Consider the following 18,046-nt stretch of genomic DNA (forward strand, 5'->3'; position numbering starts at 1 on the left):
GTCAGGGGAATTCGCTGCTTACGCCTTGGTTGCCAATGTCCGTCGCCGGACCCAGAGACCGAGGACCAGGACCAGCGCCACCATGAGCGGTGCCGAGTAGAGGAGGACTGGGTTCTCGCCTGTGGGGTCGTATACTTCCGGCCTGGGCCAGGCCAGGTTGACCACCATCACGGCGCCATAGAGGACGGCGAGGATGTTCACCGGCAGTCCCCAGCGGCCCAGTGAGAAGAGACCTGCGGGGGTGGTCTGTGCCACGCGGCCCCAGTCACCGCGGAGCCGGTTCACCAGCTGCGGCACCGTGACCATCAGGTATGCGAGGTAGACCATCACGATGCAGACGCTGCTGAGCGTGGTGAACAGCGCTGCATTGCCGACGTTGATGGCCAGCACGGCAACAGCGAGGGCGCCGATGGCGATGGACGGCCACATGGGCGTGCCGCGGGATGGGTGCACTGAGGAAAGAAGCGCGGATGCGGGGAGCTTGCCGTCGCGGGCCATGGAGAAGACGAGACGGGAGCCTGCGGTTTGGATGGCCAGGGTGCAGACGAAGATGGCAATGGCCACATCCACCAGCAGGACCTTGCCCCAGAAAGTGCCAAGGACTGCGGTGAGGACATAGGGAAGGCCTTCGGTGGCGAGCCGGCCGTCGTCGAGGCTCGGCGCGGCCATCAGGGCGGTGATGATCATGAGGGCACCGCCGATTCCGGAGATCAGGAGCGCCGAGAGGATAGTGCGTGGCGCCGTCCGGCGGGGGTCTTTGGTTTCTTCGGACAGTTCACCAGCCGAGTTGAAGCCGACCATGACGTAGGCGGCCATCAGGCCCGAAACCAGGAAGGCGCCCACAGCGCCAAGGTCCGAGGACTGGAGCACGGTGGTGTCCGCCACGACCTCCGGACCGCGTTGAGCCGCGCTGATCAAAGCAAGCACGACGGCGGCCACGCCGACGATTTCGCAGGTAACGCCGACAGAATTCACGTGGGCCATGAGCTTCACACCAAGGGAATTAATGATGGTGGTAGCTACCAGCAGCACGGCGCCCAGGATGACTGCGTTCGAGGCGCCGGTGACCGTGTTGAGGGCCGGATCGCCGCCGACCACCTGGAAGCCGTCCCAGAGCTGGGGCAGGACCACCTGCAGGGCAATGGCGGCAGCCGCGGCGGTAACGACCTGGGCGATGGCCATGAACCAGCCGGCAAACCAACCCACCGCTTCACCGCCCATCCGGCGCGCCCACTGGTAGACGGCTCCGGAGAGTGGATAGCGGGCGGCGAGTTCAGCGAAGTTCAAGGCCACCAACAGCTGGCCGACCAGAACTACGGGCCAGGTCCAAAAGAACGCGGGGCCGGCAAATGAGTAGCCGAAAGCGAACAGCTGGAAGATCGTGGTGAGGATCGAGACGAACGAAAAGCCTGCAGCGAACGAGGCATAACGGCCGAGTTTGCGGTGCAGAGTGGGCTCGTAGCCAAGTGACGTGAGGTCCGCATCATCCACATGGACGGCTGGAACTACGGTTGAGGTCATCGGTTTCTCCGGGGCTGGAACGGGATGAAGGGTAAAAACCGTCCGGCACTGCAGCGCTCGGCCGAAAGCTGCTGGTTACCGGTCACTTGATAGTTTTCCAGCGCGATGTCCCCAAACAGTTTCACCTCTGTAAAAGGCGCATAGACATTGTGTTTCAGTTGGATTTCCGCCTTCTCACCGCTATTCCGGCGCCGGTTCCGCGGCGTCTAAGGCGGGCCGGCGGGTGCAAGAATGAGGGGTGACTTCAGCCGGACCAGGACGCCCACGTAACCAGCAACCATCCCGCCCCGGCGCCACCGCCAGGGAAGAAATCCTCGACGCAGCGGCAGAACTCTTCACCACCCAAGGCTTCGCCAACACCTCCACCCGCTCAATTGCGGACGCCGTAGGAATGAGGCAGTCCTCGCTGTACCACCACTTCAAAACCAAGGACGACATTCTCAAGGACCTCTTGGAAAGTACGGTGGCCGCCAGCCTGTCGTTCGCGAAGGCTGTGTCCGGCGTTTCCAGCGGTTCAGCGTCCGCCGAGGTGGTCTTGCACGCCCTTGCGCTCTACGACGGCACCCAACTCTGCAGCTCCCGCTGGAACCTGGGTATCCTGTACCACCTCCCAGAGGCCCGAGGTGGTCAATACGAACAATTCCTGGCAAGCCGGCGCGAACTTCGCGCGATCTATGGGACTCTGGGAGTCCTCGCCAGCGCTCCCTCCTCGGGCGCGGCCGGGAACCCCGGAGACCTTGTGTTCCGCCTCATCGAATCGCTGGTGAACCTGCGCGCGGATGGGCTGGTCCTTCCAAGTTCACCCCTCGAGGCCGCAGACGCCGGGCTCATCATCTGCGGACGTGGCAACGAACTGCCGGCAATCCGGACGCAGAGTGCGCTGATTATTGAACGAGTCAGTGGAGGCCTGGAGGACTTTTAGCGGCCCGGGGACGTTGGCGCTGCGCCGCTCCGCCCGTTCTTGCTGGACCCGGCTTGGTGGCCGCGTCCTTGCTCCCACACGGAGGTCAGCGCTCGCAGGGGATCGACCAAGCCTTCCACAACCCCGGGCGGGATTTCGGCAAGCAGGGCATCTTCGAGGGCGAGCTGGGCGGGGATCACCTCGTCCACCAGCGCTGAGCCAGCGTCCGTGAGGACGAGCAGGGACGAGCGGCCGTCGGCCGGGTTGGCCGTCCGGCTCAGCAATCCCCGAACCTGGAGGGCCTTCAGCCGCATGGTGATCGCGGAACGCGGGACAAGCAGCGTGTGGGCCAGTGTCGTTGGGCTCAGAGGTTCGTCCGTGCGGCGCAGCGCCGAAAGCACGTCCAGCTCGCCGCGGGTGAGCCCATAATCGGCGAGGAAGGCGTCGCTGGCTTCGAGGATGAGGCGGGACGCGCGCAGCACGCGGTGGATCACCCCGAGGCTGGCGAAGCTCAGGTCGGGGCGCAGCCGGGCCCACTCACGTTGCATCTGATCCACGACGTCGCCGTGATCGGAAAGTACGTCCGGGTCCTGATCCATCCGGCTCCTCCCACCCCGCCACGGTCAACCACAATAGTAATTCACAAGTGTAGTAACCTTGAAGTACTTCATTCCTGTACTACTTTGGAAGGTTAGAATGACGCAAGCCACCGCCGCACGGTCCTGGTGGGCGGCAGTCTTCGACCTGGGCCCGCATGCCGGCGCCCATTGGACCGCCCTCCGCGCAAGCCTGGCAATCTTCGTGCCGCTGGTGGCTTGCCTGGCGTCCGGCCGCGGCGATCTGCTGCTGTATGCGGCGATCGGCGCCTTCACCGCCCTTTACGGCCGACACGAGCCGGTTCGGTTACGCCTGGCCATGCAGGCGCAGGCGGGCGTGGTGCTGGTGGTCGGCGTCGTCGTCGGCGCCCTGGTGGCGACCGTCCCGTTCAGGCTCTGGCTGCTCGTCCCGGTCGCGGCCGCCTGGGCCGGCCTCGCGGTAGTGCTGGCCGAGCTGGGCCGATGGCATCCGGCCGGAGCCCTCAACCCGGTCTTCGCCCTCACAGCCTCGGCCACGGTCCCGATCATGCTGAGCACGGTGCCCGCAGCAGCCCTCGCCGCGGCCGGCGCGGCCGTCTTCGCACTGCTGCTCGCCCTCCCCGGTCGAAGCCCGCGAGACCTCGGCGACCCTGAGCGGCCCCGGCTGTCGTGGCGCGACCTACGCCCGTCCAGCCCGGTGGGCAGCCACGCCGCCCGGTATCTGCTCGGCATCGCCGCCGCCGGCGTCACCGTCGCGACCACCGGCATCGGCCACCCCTACTGGACCTACGTCACGGCATCCGTCCCCATGTCGGCACCCGACCTGCACGCCCGCCTCATCCGCGCCGCCCAGCGGGTCATCGGCACCGCCGCCGGCCTCGGCGTCGCAGCCCTCGTCCTGGCCGCCCACCCAAGCAGCTATGCCGCGATCATCTTGATCGCTGTGCTTCAGGCGTGCACCGAGCTGACGACCGGGCGGAACTACAGCCTCGGCCTGGTCTTCTTCACCCCGATGGCCCTCCTGCTCGGCGATCTCATGCTGCCAGCCCCGATCGACATCCTCCTGAGCCAGCGCGCCCTCGAGACGGTTATTGGTCTCACCATCGCTCTGGCCGCCACTATCATCACCCACGAAAGGCGCACTCCTCAGAGCCAGACCCCGCCACGCGATAACCTGCTCGACCGCGCGTAAAGGCCGCGCCGCTGACCCTCAGCGGGCTAACTGCCCGCCGTCATCCGCTGTTTGCGCTACTTCCTGAGTGCATCTTCCAGCCAGGACCTCAGCACCGGGGCCGGAGCTGCGCCGGCCTGCCGGGCGATGACCTTGCCGTCGACCATAACCATCAACGTTGGAACGGCCTGTATGGAGAATCTGGCGGAGAGCTGTGGAGAGTGATCCACATCGACCTTCACAAGTTTGATTTGCCCCGCACGCTCGTGCGCCAACTGGTCCAGTACCGGGCTTACCATCCGGCAGGGTCCGCACCAGACCGCCCAGAAGTCCACCATCACCGGAACGCCGGACCGCTCGGCGATGTCGCCGAAGTCGTCGTCGCTTGCTTCAACCACCCAGGGAAGGTCCCGGTGGCAATTCCCGCAGCGCGGCCGGCCCTCCGCAGCGGCCGGCACGCGGTTGGACTTGCCACAATGGGGACATTTGGTAATGGCTTTGTTCACGGGGTTCGGGCCTCTTCCATTTCGCTGGCGGTGTAGTCCACGAGGAGTTCGCCTTCGGCCGCGGTCACGGTCACGACTCCCCCCTCGGCGATGCTGCCGCGCAGCAGGGCCCGGCCCACTTGGGTTTCCACTACATGGGAAATGTAGCGGCGTAGCGGGCGGGCTCCGTAGATGGGATCGAACCCACGTTCGGCGATCAACACACGAGCCTCCTCGGTCAGGTGCAGCTCTATTTGCTGCTCGGCCAACCGCTGGCGCAGTTGTTGGAACTGCAGGTCCACAATGCGTTCGATCTGCGGCAGGCCGAGCGGCGTGAACAGCACGGTATCGTCCACACGATTCAGGAACTCGGGACGGAAGTGGCCCCGGAGCTCCCCCAACACCATACTGCGCGCCTCCTCGGTGATCGTCCCGCCTTCGGTGGAACCCTCCAAAAGATATTGGGAACCGATATTGGAGGTCATGATGATCACGGTATTGCGGAAATCAACGGTCCGTCCCTGGGAGTCCGTAACCCTGCCGTCGTCCAGGACCTGCAAGAGGGTGTTGAAAATGTCCGGGTGGGCCTTTTCCACCTCATCGAAAAGCACCACCGAATACGGCTTGCGGCGTACGGCCTCGGTGAGTTGGCCGCCCTCGTCGTAACCGATATAGCCCGGAGGGGCACCCAAGAGCCGGCTCACGGTGTGGCGCTCCTGGTACTCGCTCATGTCCAGCCGGATCATCGCGTTTTCACTGTCGAAAAGGGCCGCGGCAAGGGCCTTGGCGAGTTCGGTCTTGCCGACGCCGGTCGGTCCCAGGAAAATGAACGATCCGATGGGCCGACGCGGATCCCGGATGCCGGAGCGGGCGCGGATGATGGCATCCGTGACCGCACCGATTGCTTCTTCCTGGCCGATCACGCGGGCGCGCAGGATCTCGTCCAAATGCAGGACTTTCTCCCGTTCTCCCTGCTTCAGCCGCGCCACCGGAATGCCTGTCCAAGCCGCGACGATGTCGGCGATCTCGTCCTCCGTCACCACCTCGCGTAGCAGGCGCTTCTCCCCCTGTTTCGCGGTCAGTCGTTCCTCCTCGGCGGCCAGGCGCCGTTCGAGGTCGGCAAGTTTGCCGTAACGCAGCTCCGCTGCCCGGTTCAGGTCGTAGGTCCGCTCTGCTTCCTCAGCCTCCTGCCGCACCCGCTCCAGTTCACTGCGGATATCCTGCAGCTTGTGGATCGCCTGGCGTTCGGCTTCCCATTGGGCCCGCTTCGCGTCAGCCTCGCCGCGCAGGTCCGCCAATTCGCGTCTCAGCTCCTCGAGCCGGTTCTTGCTGGCCGGGTCGGACTCCTTGGAGAGTGCCGCCTCTTCTATTTCGAGCCGTGTGACCTTACGGGTGAGCTCATCCAGTTCCGCCGGCATCGAATCGATCTCGGTCCGCAGCCGTGCGCACGCCTCGTCCACCAGGTCAATTGCTTTGTCCGGCAGGAACCGGTCAGTGATATACCGGTGGGACAGAGTGGCCGCAGCCACCAGGGCACTGTCCTGGATCCGTACGCCGTGGAAAACCTCAAGCCGCTCGCGGAGCCCACGAAGAATGGAAATGGCGTCCTCGACGTCGGGTTCCTCAACCATTACGGGCTGGAAGCGGCGTTCCAGGGCCGCGTCCGATTCAATGTGTTTGCGGTATTCATCGAGGGTGGTGGCCCCGATCATGTGGAGTTCCCCGCGGGCGAGCATCGGCTTGAGCATGTTCCCGGCGTCCATCGACCCCTCGCTGGCTCCTGCCCCTACGACGGTGTGCAGCTCGTCGACGAAGAGCAGGATCCTTCCCTCCGCCGCCAGGACTTCGGCGAGCACCGCCTTCAACCGTTCCTCGAACTCGCCGCGGTACTTGGCCCCCGCCACGAGGGCGCTCAGGTCGAGCGAGAAGATGGTCTTGTCCTTCAGCCCTTCCGGCACGTCCTGGCGGACGATCCGTTGGGCCAGTCCCTCCACAATGGCTGTCTTGCCGACGCCTGGCTCCCCGATCAGTACAGGGTTGTTCTTGGTCTTGCGGGAAAGGATCTGCACAACCCGCCGGATCTCGGCGTCGCGGCCAATGACCGGATCCAGTTTTCCGGTGCGGGCGTCCGCCACCAGGTCACGGCCGTACTTCTCCAGCGCCTCGTACGTCTGTTCCGGCGTCGCTGACGTAACGCGCTGGTTTCCCCTGATCTGCGTCAGGACCGAGAGGAACGCCTCGCGGGTGATGCCGTGCTCGGCCAGCACCCTGCCGGCCGCCGTCGACCGCCCTTCCTCCGCCAGCGCCACCAGCAGGTGTTCCACTGAGACGTACTCGTCCTTAAGCCGCTTGGCTTCCCGTTCAGCCGCATCGAGGAGTGTGCCCAGCCTGCGGCTTACATACACCTGGCCTGGCGCTGCCCCCGGTCCCGTGACCTTCGGCTTACGCCTCAGCTCTGCCTCGACCGCCGTCTTCAGCTCGTTCACGTCAACCTGCATGGCCACGATCAACCGTGGAACCAGTCCATTTTCCTGCTCGAGCAGGGCCGCCAGCAGGTGTTCACCGTCGGTCTCCGTGTGCCCATTGCGTTGTGCTATCCGCTGAGCCTCCGCCAAGGCCTCCTGGGATTTTTGCGTCAAACTCTCCATGTTCATCGTGAAGCAGTCCCTTCGACCTGCGTGATTTCAACCAATCGTCGTTCAAGCGCGTCGACCCGAACCAACAGGTCCAGTACCAAAGGGATTGCCGCGTAGTTCAGCGACAGCTCCGAATGGAGCCTCATGACGCGCCCTATGAGCTCCGGGGACCGGGGACTGAACCAGGGGCCACCAGGCGAATCGCCCAGCGGCCGTATGAGATCCAGATCCACGAACCGCATGACGACGTCGGGGTGAACGCCGGCGCTTCGGGCCACCGCATCGAGATTCATGCGCCATGGATAGGCAAGCGGATAGACGCCGCTCATCTTTCCTCCCTCGGATTGAACGTGGATACCGTGGCGAGCTTTTCGTACAACTTCCGCTCCTCCTTGCCAGGGCTGGGGGGAACCATAATCTTGATTTCCGCATACAGATTCCCCGGCACCCCCCGAGGATTGGGCATCCCCTGCCCGCGGAGCCGCAGCCTGCGCCCACTGGAAGAGCCTTCAGGAACAGTGACTGTGACCGGTCCGGCCGGCGCGTGGGTGGGGACCTTGGCCCCGAGTGCGGCCTCTGAGGGCGACACCGGAAGATCGAAGTAGATGTCCCGGCCCTTGAGCCGGTATCTGGGGCTGGGTTGGATTCGTACGGTCAGGAAGAGGTCGCCGGATGGGCCTCCCTCCCTGCCCGGGGCGCCCTCACCGGCCAGCCGGATACGCTGGCCGTCCACCACACCGGGCGGCACGTCGACGTCGTAGCTCCGGCTCTCGCCGTCGGCCTGGGCCAGCCGGATACTGCGCTTGCCGCCGCGGAAGGCTTCCTCGAGCGTCAGCCATAGCTCGGCTTCCTGGTCTGCCCCTTGGGCCGGTCCTCCTGATTGTTGCCGGAACCAGCCGCCGAGGAGGTCCTCCCAGTCAACGTCGCTCCCCATACCGCCGTCGCCATTTCCGTAGGGGCCCGGACCCGGCCGGGGGCCTGGCCGGGGTCCAGGCCGCGGGCCAGGCCGGGGGCCACCGGAACCCCCTCGCCGTCCTCCGCCCGACGCCCCGGCGCCACTGCCGGCGTACTGCCGGTAGTCCGCCCCAAAACGGTCATAGCGCGCCCGGGTCTCGGGATTGGACAACGTGTCGTAGGCCTCGCCGATTTCCTTGAACTTGTCAGCGGCGTCCGGCTCACGGTTGACGTCCGGATGGAATTTTCGGGCCAGTTTCCGGTATGCGCGTTGGATCTCGTCGGCCTCCGCTGTCCGCGGGACGCCGAGAACCGAATAGTGGTCCTTAGCCACGGTCGGGGGTCACCGCCCGGCTTACCACGACGGCGGCTGGCCGGAGCGTGTTTTCCGGGCCGCCGTAGCCGGGGCGCAGCACGGTCATCACGGTCCCCGGGGGAACCTCTTCAGTTTCCACCACGCTGACAACCTCATGCAGCCGCGGATCGAAGGGGACATTTTCGGCATCGATGCGGGGATAGCCCAGACGGGCCAGGGTGTCAATGGCCTGTTCCCGGATGGAGGCTATGCCCTCGACCAGCGGGTCCGCGGCACCCGCGGGCGCGTGCGACAGGGCAAGCTCCAGATTGTCCAGGATAGGCAGCCACGCCAAAGCAACCGCGGCGCGCTCCTGTGCCCTCAGCTGTGCGCCGTCCCGGGCCGCACGCTTCCGTACGTTGTCGGCGTCGGCCAGCGCACGGCGCCACTGGTCCTCCATTTTGGCCAAGGCGTCCGCCTGCGCCGTGGACTGTGCTTCCGTTTCCGGAGTTTCGGTGGCCCCCGCTTGCCCGTTTCCCTCGTGAGCCTGGCCCCCGAGTGCAGTCTCGTCGCTCATCGGTTTACCTAGCCGCGGTCAAATTCCGCGTCGACGATATCGTCGTCATCGGCATCGCTGGACGCTCCGGCCTGCTGGCCCGTTCCGGCTTCCTGGCTGGCCCCGGCCCCGGCGGTGGACGCGGAGGCAGCCGAGGCACGGAGCGCCGCCTGCAGTTGCTCGAGTTCCGAAATGAGCTCCCTCGCGCTGGCGACCTCCGCCTGGTTGCTGACCGCGTCGCGTGCCTGGCCGATCAGCAGTTCCGCCCGTGCCTTGTCGTGCGCGGGGACGGCGTCGCCGAGTTCATTGACGGCCCGCTCAACGCGGTAAGCCACCGCGTCGAGCTCGTTGAGGGTGTCGATCCGCTCCCGGTTCTGCAGGTCCTCGTTTCGGTGGGACTCAGCCTCGGCAACCATTCGCTCGACTTCCTTGGTGTCGAGGTTGGAGCCCTCGCTGATGGTGATACCTTGTTCTTTGCCGGTGTCCTTGTCCTTGGCCGTGACGTTCAGGATGCCGTTTGCGTCGACGTCGAAAGTAACCTCGACCTGCGGTTCCCCGCGAGGCGCCGGCCGGATATCACTCAGCTGGAACCGGCCCAGCACCCGGTTGTCCGCCGCCAGTTCGCGCTCCCCCTGCAAGACCACGACGTCGACGGCGGGCTGGTTGTCCTCGGCGGTGGAGAATACTTCACTGCGACGGGCGGGGATCGTCGTGTTGCGCTCAATGATCTTGGTCATGACGCCGCCGCGTGTCTCGACGCCCAAAGAAAGTGGGACAACGTCCAACAGCAGGACGTCCGAGACCTCTCCCTTAAGCACGCCGGCCTGGATCGCAGCACCGATAGCCACGACCTCGTCCGGATTGACGCTCATGTTCGGATCTTTGCCGCCGGTCAGGCGCCGGACGAGGTTCTGTACCGCGGGGATGCGGGTGGAGCCACCTACCAGAATTACTTCATCGATGTCGTTGGCAGTAACCTTGGCGTCCGTCATCGCCTGCTTGACCGGATCCATGGTGCGTTCCACCAGGTCATGGGTGATTTCGTCAAAAACAGAGCGCCGAATGGTGGTGGTCAGGTGCTTGGGGCCCGATGCGCCCGCGGTGACGAAGGGAAGGTTGACCTGAGCCTGGCTCACGGAACTGAGCTCGACCTTCGCCTTTTCGGCCGCCTCAAAGAGGCGTTGCAACGCCTGTGGGTCCGACCGCAGGTCGATGCCCTCCTGCTTCTGGAATTCGTCGGCCAGGTAATCGACAAGGCGGCGGTCAAAATCGTCTCCGCCAAGGTGCGTGTCACCCGCCGTGGAGCGAACCTCCACAACTCCGTCCCCCACGTCCAACAGGCTCACATCAAAGGTTCCGCCGCCGAGGTCGAAGACCAAAACCGTCTCATGCTGTCGTTTGTCTATGCCGTAGGCGAGGGCCGCTGCGGTCGGTTCGTTGATGATGCGAAGTACCTCCAGCCCGGCAATCCTGCCCGCGTCCTTGGTGGCGGTGCGCTGTGCGTCGTTGAAGTACGCAGGGACCGTGATGACGGCCTCCGTCACCTTTTCGCCAAGCTGCTTTGCGGCGTCGTCCACCAGCTTGCGAAGGACAAGCGCACTGACCTCTTCGGGTGCTACTTTCTTGCCCTGAACCTGGAAACGCGCCACACCGTTGTCATCCGCTACGACGTCGAAACTCACGGCCTTGGCTTCATCCGTGATCTCATCATAGTGCCGGCCGATAAACCGCTTGGCCGATGTAATAGTTCCCTTGGGGTTGAGAATCGCCTGGCGGCGGGCCAGTTGCCCCACCAGCCTTTCCCCGCTGTCCGTGTACGCCACGACCGACGGCGTGGTCCGGGCTCCTTCTGCGTTGGGTATAACGCGGGCTTCCCCGCCTTCCCAGACAGCGATTACTGAGTTGGTTGTTCCAAGATCGATTCCTACTGCTTTGGCCATGACTCGCTCCGGTTCTTGTGGGCGCGACCCTCTCCTGTGGCGGCGTCCGCCCGAGATTCCACCCCATGATTACGCGCCCCGTCTGCCGTGCCGTGAGGCTCGAAGGGCTTTTGTCATGTGGCCTTATAGGTCGAGTCTGCCCCGTAGGGCGAAACGGCGGCATGACCTCCCGGGTCCAATCTGCTCCAGGAAACTGACCTACCAGAATAGACCTCGCAGGCGTAGTGTCGAAGGTATCGGGATCGTTTTGGGGTCTGTTGCCACACATCTCGGCGCGGACGAGTCCTAGCTGTGTACAGAGACGACGGGGCAACTTAATGTTCGATCGACGAGGGGCCGAGGAGGTCCTCGGCAGGGCCGTACGATCTGTTTCTGCTCTGGAATTCTGCTTCATAACAGCTGCCTATCTCGTGGTGGACGGTCACCTGATCCCGAGCGCCAACCGGGCACCGACGATCCCCGACCGTGATGCCAACCAACTCCAGGACACGGATAAGGCACCCTCAGCCGCGGGGCCGGTGTGGCGATTCGCGCTTTCTGTCTTTGGCGACAGCGGAGAATTGAACGGATGCCTCGTCCTGCATGCCGGCGCTGTTCCAAGCCCGGCCCAGATGACCGAGCTCCGTGCAACGGCCCGTAGAACAGTCCCCGGTCCAGCTGAAGAAACGTCAGGAACACACCAGCAGGAGGACATGGCGCCGCTCTCCAATGGTCAGGCCGTTGCCAAACGATTGCGTCTCCTCTCGGCCACGGTTATGCAACTCGAAACCCGGACGTCGGTCCAGAACGCCTTGGATGGCACACTTACCGCTCCCCTGGGACAAATGAAGTCGCGGAACTCCCTCCTGGCGGAAGTGCTGTCAGTAGTGACGGGGCGCTCCGTCTGCGTCGAGGACCGGTTCGGCAACATCCGCGCAACGGCCGGGACCAAATCCGAGCGCCCGTACCCCCGGCCCAGCACGGCCGACAGGTCTCGCACAGCCCAACTCTGGGTCGCTTCCGGGCTACCGGTCCAGGAACCCCAAAGGCTCGTGGCGCTGGTTCTGCCGGAGAGGGACGTGCTCGGGGCAATGTGCTTGCTGGAGAACGGCGTGCCCTACACAGCTGAAGACGTCTTCGCCTTGCAGTATGCAACTCGGCTTCTGCAGGTCGAGCTGGCGCACCGCCGCAACATTGCCCAGCTGGAACTGAAACTGGGGCGCGACCTTGTGTATGAACTGGTGTCCGGAATGGATGAAGAAACCGCCGCCCTGCGTGCCGAGGCATTGGGATACGACATCAGGGGTCCGCAGCACGTCATAGTCGCACAATGGCAACCGCCCAGAACGGACGATACTGTGGTGATCGCCTTGCGAAGGACACTCAACGAACTCCAGATCCCTGCTCTCGTCTCGCGACGCGCGGACATGGCACTGGCCGTGGTTGCGGGAGATCCGCTGGATACAGAGCTCTTCAGCATTGCGGCAAGGACCCTGCGCAGCGCCACCGGAGCCGTGGGCATCGGGGGGCCGAGCCGGGATGTCACAGAGATCCCCCGCTCCTACGCGGAGGCAATGCGAGCGCTGCACGTCCGCGTACACTCCACCGACCCCTACGGGTCCACGCGCTACGACCAGTTGGGGATTTACCGCATCCTTGACCTGCCGGGCAGCGAAATCGACCTCTCCGGCTACGTCGAGGAGTGGCTGGGTGCATTGCAGAGCAACGATGCCCGGCGGGGCTCTGACCTGGTGCACACCCTTGCGCAGTATCTGGATCACGGCGGCAACTATGACGAGGCGGCTGACAGCCTTGCCATTCACCGGAGTACGCTGCGATACAGACTTAAGTCCATCAGCCAGATCACCGGTTTTGAACTTGGTGACCCCGAGACCCGCCTCAACCTGCACGTTGCCACACGTGCCTGGCGCTTGCGAAGCGCGCGGCCGCGCTGAGACATCAGGGGCTCCGGGAAGCTGCGGAACCTGGGCCAGCTGGCCGGGAGTTGACCTGGGGGATTCAAATCCGGACGGTTTTTGGACGCCCAAGGGCAATGCGGGCCTGGTGTCGGTGGTGGAGACTCGAAGTGGTGCATGTCGAATCCAACCAGCCAGGACAGGCAATGGGAATCCAATGAGCATGAGCAGACCAGCGGCCGACGCAGGAACGATGTCAGGCAGGGCGTGGACCGCCATTCTCGGCGCCGGGTTAGTCATCCTCATGTCCTCGTGCACAGGGTCGCCTCCGATGCCCCCATCACAAACCACCGCCCCTGCGGGTTCGGGTTCCACCGGGGACCTTTCCGCCGTTCCGGGGATCGTCAGGGAAGTCGAGTCCTCTGTAGTGACGATTCAAACATCAGGCGGCATCGGCAGCGGCGTCATCTACCGCAGCGACGGCACCATAGTCACCGACGCCCATGTGGTGGAGGACCAGGAAAAGAAGCCGTCAAAGAACGTGCAGATCCGCTTCGCGGACGGGTCTGAAGCGCCGGCTACCGTGGTGGGTGTTGACGATGCAACCGATGTGGCAGTGGTCAAGGCTGATCGGGGCAATCTTCCGGCTGCCAAGTTCTCAACGGCCCTCCCCCAGGTTGGGCAGCTGACCGTCGTGATCGGCAGTCCACTGGGGCTGGAGCAGACCGTGACGGCGGGAATCGTTTCAGCACTGCACCGTAATATGCCACCGTCTGAAGAGTCACCGCAGGGCCTGATCGACCTGATCCAAACAGATGCCCCCATCTCTCCGGGCAACTCGGGGGGAGCTGTGGTCAACAGCAGTTCGGAGATCATCGGCCTGTCAGAGGCCTATCTGCCACCCAGTTCGGGTGCCGTGTCCATCGGGTTCGTGACCCCCACGGCAACGGTGACGGACGTCGCTGAACAGATACTCAAGAGCGGATCGGCCATACACCCTGTCCTTGGAATTGTCCCGAGCGACATCTCGCCTGAGATAGCAGACCGCTTCGGCCTGCCTGTGGCGTCGGGCGCACTGGTCATCGGAGTTGCCCCAGGAGGACCGGCGGCCACAGCGGGGCTGCAGCCGGGAGACATCATCACCCAGTTTGACGGCCAGAAAATCGCCAGTGTGACCGATCTCCTGGCCGGCATCCGGAAGAAAGATCCCGGACAGCAGTCCGTCATCGAGTTCCAGCGCGGCAAGGAAAACAAGTCAGTGACAGCGACTTTGGGGAGCACAGCGAAAGGATAGACCTGTTCGAGCAGCCCGACCATCAAAATGTCGAAAAATCCATTTCCAGAAACAGAGGTCTCCCCATGTCTGACGCACTACCGCAACAGTTACTTAAGGGGTCAGGAACCGCGTTGATTATCCGGGGCATTGCTGCCGTTCTCTTCGGCATTTTGGTTCTCGCCTGGCCCGGCGTCTCCGTACTCGCGCTGGTGATCATCTTCGGAACTTACGCTGTCGTTGACGGCGTCACGAACATCGTGCACTACTTCAGACATAAGGAACGCCGGTCCGTCTGGCAAGTAGTGGGCGGGATCGTTTCCGTGCTCGCTGGCCTCCTCGCGTTCGTTTGGCCGGGCATCACCGCCCTCTCGCTGGCGCTCGTCATTGGTCTGTGGGCGGTGATCCTCGGAGTCTCTCAGATAGCACTGTCCCTGGAAGGCAAAAGGAGCGGTGGACAATGGTGGCTCTGGCTGATCACAGGTATCGTCACCACGGTTTTCGGCCTCTTCCTGGTCATTCTTCCCGGCCCGGGCATACTCGGACTCCTGGGGCTGCTTGCGTCCTTCGCAATTCTGTTCGGAATACTCTTGCTGGCCACGGGGCTGGGCCTTGGCCAACGCGGTATAAATCCCCATGGAAAGCTCTCCATGGGCTAGGAACGTTCCCCATACCCGAACCAACGCAGGAGCCAACATGTTTCCAGGAATTCACGATCCACATATCACCCGGATTCGTTCGGTTCGGGTGCGTACACCACAGGGCTGCGAGGAATGCCTGTCTTTGGGAACTCCCTGGGTTCACCTGCGTTTGTGCCTCACCTGTGGCCATGTGGGGTGCTGTGATTCCTCACCCATGCGGCACGCCCGGGCCCACGCTACAGAGTTGCATCCAATTGTTCGTTCCTTGGAGCCCGGTGAAGACTGGCGCTGGTGTTATCCCCATGAGGCCTTCGTTTAGTACACCGTGGGGTGCAACCATCTGATGGAACCTGTTTCGGAATTGACGCCGATCGAAACGCCGGATGTCTCCGGCGCCTATCCACGGCTCAGCCAGGCCCAGATCGAATTGTTGGGACGTACCGGCACCAGGCGGGCAACCTCCGTCGGCGAAGTCCTCATTCACGAAGGGAACATCGAAGCGGACTTCTTCGTCGTGCTCCAGGGCACGGTACTGGTGGTGGAGGGGCTGCACGCCGCCGAAGGCAGAGAGCTTGCGGAGGGCCGGGGCACGCGGATCCTCGAGGTTCACGGTCCAGGACGTTTCCTTGGGGAACTCTGACTGGTCGAGGGTCAACCGGCCTTCGTCAGTACTGTGGTTGCCGAAGCAGGTGAGGTGCTCCAAATCAGCGGGGACGTTCTGCGTCGTGTGGTGCTGGGGGACCCCGCAGTCGGTGAGACCATCCTGCGCGCATATCTTCAGCGTCGGGTCTTCCTGATCAGCGCGGGCGTAGGCATCCGCGTCGTCGGATCCCGTTTCAGCCGTGACACGCTTCGGCTGTTGGATTTTGCAGCTGCCAACCGCCTGCCCCACCGCCTCGTCGATCTGGAGGATGACGGGCAGGCACAGGCGATCCTGAACCGAGCGGGAATCCTCGCCAGTGACTTGCCCGCAGTGGTGTTGAACGCTTCACATGTCCTCAAAAACCCGTCCAACGCGGAACTGGCCCTTGCCCTCGGCCTGCGGGCAGTGAAGGAGCATTCTGCCCCCTACGATCTCATGGTGATCGGGGCCGGTCCGGCCGGGCTGGCGGCCGCCGTGTACGCGGCGTCGGACGGCTTATCGGTGGTCCTCAAGGATGGCCATGCGATAGGTGGGCAAGCCGGCACGTCACCACGGATTGAGAACTTTCTCGGCTTTCCCTCCGGAATCTCGGGTGGGGAACTCACAGAAAGGGCGATCATGCAGGCCCGAAAGTTCAAAGTCCAGGTCAACGTCGGATGCCAGGCAAACTCCATAACATTGCGGGACGGTGACTTCCATGCCGAGTTCGACGAGAGCGGCCCGGCTCTATCACGTGCCGCGCTCCTCGCCACGGGGGTCCACTACCGCCGTCTGCCAGTCCCCCGGCTGGAGGAATACGAGGGAATCAGCGTCTTCTACGCCGCCACTGTCCATGAGGCCAGGCTTTGTGGAACCCGGCCCGTGGCCGTCGTCGGTGGCGGAAACTCCGCGGGCCAGGCAGCTCTTTTCCTGGCTGGCACGGGAACGCCCGTACGGCTGGTGGTGCGCGGGGAAGACCTCCGGACGGACATGTCCGGCTACCTCGCGGATCGAATCGAAGAGCATCACGGCATAGAGGTACTGCTGGGGGCGAACATCGTGGGCCTGGTTGGTCCAAGCGCCCTTGAACGTATCGTCGTAGAACTGAAGACCACGGGCGAACAACGCATTTTCCCTTCGCGATACCTCTTCATCTTCATCGGAGCCAAGCCACACACAGAATGGCTGCAGGATACCCTGGCCCTGGATGACCACGGCTTTGTTCTCACCGGGGCTGACCTCGCAGACCTTCCTCCCGAGTTCAGCCACTTGGGGCGAAGACGATTGCCCTTGGAAACCAGCGTGCCCGGCATATTCGCGGCCGGAGACGTTCGGCATGGCTCGGTGAAACGCGTAACGGCCGCCGCCGGCGAAGGCTCAACAGCAGTGGCAATGATCCACGAACACCTGCGCCTCCTTCGGAATGGACCCGCTACCAAACACTGAACCTTAGGAGGCAAGGCGTGCCGGAAAGTTTAGGCGACGCAGACCCAACAACGGCCCGTACGCTGGGCGTGCTCGCAGAACCGGAGGTCACCGCCGAGTTTGCCGAGCGTAACGGCAGAGAAGTGGGCCATCTTCTGAACCTTGCCGATGAACGCCACAACTGGTCCGTGGTAGTCGAGTACCAGGACTTTACGGCGGGCAACGGGTTGACCCCGATGTTGGATTCCTTGGCGAAACACCGGACCCACCGTGCATGGGATGTCATGGTTTGCCTGACCGATCTTCCGATTCGTCTTGAGGGCCGGACTGTGGTCGCGGAAGTCGCGCTCGGGGAGCCCATCTCCCTGGTTTCTTTGCCCGCGCTCGGCGCCGTCAACATTGATCGCCGAGTCCGCTCCGCCGTCACCGACCTCGGGTGGGCGATGCATCGCCATTTCGATCCCGAGGATGACTACGGGGATTTCGGTCCACCATCGCTGCACCAATCGCGGCGTATTGAGAGTGCGGTCCTTGACGAGGGGCCGATCGGGTTTCGCTACCTTTCAGCAACCCGTCTCGGGCGGGGGCGGTTGCTGGCGGGCATGCTCCGGGCGAACCGTCCTTGGCGTCTGGTCTTCGGATTGAGAAGCGCAATGGCTGCCGCCATTGCCACGGGTGCCTTCGCGCTTGTCACGAACACAATCTGGCAACTCGCAGACTTGCTGGGTGCGACGAGGTTGATTTTGCTGATGATCCTTTCGATCTGTTCGATGGTGTTCTGGATCATCACCCAACACGACCTATGGGAAAGCCCCCGGCGAGACAATGCCCTCGAACGCTACAAGGCTTCCTTGTACAACACCTCTACGGTGTGGTCACTGGTGATTGGCGTCGTGATCAGCTACGTCCTGTTGTTCGTCGCCGTGCTGCTGGCGGCGGCGTTTACCATCGACGCAGATCTATTGGCGCAGACCCTGCAACATCCGGTGACCGTTTGGGACTTTGCGGAAGTCGCATGGATGACGACGTCGGCGGTGCTCATCGGTGGGGCGTTGGGCTCGGGATTCGAGTCAAAGGATGACATTCTTCGGGCGGCTTACGGCCAACGGGAACGTCATCGTCGACAGTCGGCCGACCAAAGCGAATAATCCGTCGC

The 18,046-nt window shown here is 63.7% G+C and carries 17 protein-coding genes; 9 read left to right on the forward strand and 8 right to left on the reverse strand.

Features of this window, described 5'->3' with window-relative positions; all coding sequences use genetic code 11:
- Positions 1-18: 18 nt before the first annotated feature.
- Positions 19-1,521 carry an amino acid permease gene (locus ABHM97_RS19070; RefSeq protein ID WP_235521916.1) on the reverse strand — a complete coding sequence of 501 codons (1,503 nt, stop codon included), beginning with the start codon at positions 1,519-1,521 and terminating at the stop codon, positions 19-21.
- Positions 1,522-1,759: 238 nt separating this feature from the next.
- Here ABHM97_RS19070 and ABHM97_RS19075 point away from each other — a divergent pair, with 238 nt between their 5' ends.
- On the forward strand, positions 1,760-2,443 hold the full coding sequence (locus ABHM97_RS19075) for a TetR/AcrR family transcriptional regulator (RefSeq protein WP_349471861.1): 684 nt from the start codon (positions 1,760-1,762) through the stop codon (positions 2,441-2,443).
- Here the strand turns inward: ABHM97_RS19075 and ABHM97_RS19080 are convergent.
- Positions 2,440-3,021, reverse strand: coding sequence for a MarR family winged helix-turn-helix transcriptional regulator (locus ABHM97_RS19080; protein WP_235521914.1), 582 nt, complete (start codon positions 3,019-3,021; stop codon positions 2,440-2,442). The genes ABHM97_RS19075 and ABHM97_RS19080 overlap by 4 nt on opposite strands.
- Before the next feature lie 97 nt (positions 3,022-3,118).
- On the opposite strand from ABHM97_RS19080, the gene ABHM97_RS19085 reads away from it, so the two are divergent.
- Positions 3,119-4,189, forward strand: a complete 1,071-nt coding sequence (locus ABHM97_RS19085; protein ID WP_235521913.1) for an FUSC family protein — start codon at positions 3,119-3,121, stop codon at positions 4,187-4,189.
- 56 nt (positions 4,190-4,245) lie between these two features.
- Here the strand turns inward: ABHM97_RS19085 and trxA are convergent, their stop codons facing one another.
- Genes trxA through dnaK form a run of 6 tightly spaced genes read right to left on the reverse strand, consistent with a single transcriptional unit; the run spans position 4,246 to position 11,034 of the window.
- Entirely contained in the window at positions 4,246-4,674 is a 429-nt protein-coding gene (trxA, locus tag ABHM97_RS19090; protein WP_235521912.1) for a thioredoxin, read from the reverse strand.
- Complete coding sequence (gene clpB, locus ABHM97_RS19095) at positions 4,671-7,307, reverse strand: ATP-dependent chaperone ClpB (RefSeq protein WP_235521911.1); 2,637 nt, start codon at positions 7,305-7,307, stop codon at positions 4,671-4,673. Before clpB ends, trxA begins: the two co-directional genes overlap by 4 nt.
- Entirely contained in the window at positions 7,304-7,582 is a 279-nt protein-coding gene (locus ABHM97_RS19100) for a chaperone modulator CbpM (RefSeq protein ID WP_502921310.1), read from the reverse strand. The genes clpB and ABHM97_RS19100 overlap by 4 nt, the downstream gene beginning before the upstream one ends.
- A gap of 32 nt (positions 7,583-7,614) precedes the next feature.
- Positions 7,615-8,577, reverse strand: a complete 963-nt coding sequence (locus tag ABHM97_RS19105) for a DnaJ C-terminal domain-containing protein (protein ID WP_349471862.1) — start codon at positions 8,575-8,577, stop codon at positions 7,615-7,617.
- Positions 8,570-9,115 (reverse strand): nucleotide exchange factor GrpE, encoded by a 546-nt coding sequence (locus ABHM97_RS19110; protein WP_235521908.1) that lies wholly within the window; start codon positions 9,113-9,115, stop codon positions 8,570-8,572. Before ABHM97_RS19110 ends, ABHM97_RS19105 begins: the two co-directional genes overlap by 8 nt.
- Positions 9,116-9,123: 8 nt before the next feature.
- Positions 9,124-11,034, reverse strand: coding sequence for a molecular chaperone DnaK (gene dnaK / locus ABHM97_RS19115; protein ID WP_349471863.1), 1,911 nt, complete (start codon positions 11,032-11,034; stop codon positions 9,124-9,126).
- Positions 11,035-11,351: 317 nt separating this feature from the next.
- On the opposite strand from dnaK, the gene ABHM97_RS19120 reads away from it, so the two are divergent.
- The 7 genes from ABHM97_RS19120 (at position 11,352) to ABHM97_RS19150 (ending at position 18,038) form a co-directional block, all read left to right on the forward strand.
- Positions 11,352-12,968: a PucR family transcriptional regulator gene (locus ABHM97_RS19120; protein ID WP_349471864.1), complete on the forward strand. Its 1,617-nt coding sequence runs from the start codon at positions 11,352-11,354 to the stop codon at positions 12,966-12,968.
- Between the two features lie 184 nt (positions 12,969-13,152).
- Positions 13,153-14,223 (forward strand): S1C family serine protease, encoded by a 1,071-nt coding sequence (locus ABHM97_RS19125; RefSeq protein WP_349471865.1) that lies wholly within the window; start codon positions 13,153-13,155, stop codon positions 14,221-14,223.
- 65 nt (positions 14,224-14,288) lie between these two features.
- Positions 14,289-14,861 carry an HdeD family acid-resistance protein gene (locus ABHM97_RS19130; protein ID WP_349471866.1) on the forward strand — a complete coding sequence of 191 codons (573 nt, stop codon included), beginning with the start codon at positions 14,289-14,291 and terminating at the stop codon, positions 14,859-14,861.
- Positions 14,862-14,898: 37 nt separating this feature from the next.
- Positions 14,899-15,162, forward strand: coding sequence for a UBP-type zinc finger domain-containing protein (locus tag ABHM97_RS19135; RefSeq protein ID WP_235521903.1), 264 nt, complete (start codon positions 14,899-14,901; stop codon positions 15,160-15,162).
- Positions 15,163-15,186: 24 nt separating this feature from the next.
- Entirely contained in the window at positions 15,187-15,483 is a 297-nt protein-coding gene (locus ABHM97_RS19140; protein WP_349471867.1) for a cyclic nucleotide-binding domain-containing protein, read from the forward strand.
- Positions 15,484-15,537: 54 nt separating this feature from the next.
- Positions 15,538-16,911: an NAD(P)/FAD-dependent oxidoreductase gene (locus tag ABHM97_RS19145; RefSeq protein WP_349471868.1), complete on the forward strand. Its 1,374-nt coding sequence runs from the start codon at positions 15,538-15,540 to the stop codon at positions 16,909-16,911.
- Between the two features lie 17 nt (positions 16,912-16,928).
- Complete coding sequence (locus ABHM97_RS19150; protein ID WP_349471869.1) at positions 16,929-18,038, forward strand: hypothetical protein; 1,110 nt, start codon at positions 16,929-16,931, stop codon at positions 18,036-18,038.
- Positions 18,039-18,046 lie beyond the last annotated feature (8 nt).

The sequence above is a fragment of the Paenarthrobacter sp. CAP02 genome, from assembly GCF_040137855.1.
GTDB lineage: Bacteria > Actinomycetota > Actinomycetes > Actinomycetales > Micrococcaceae > Arthrobacter.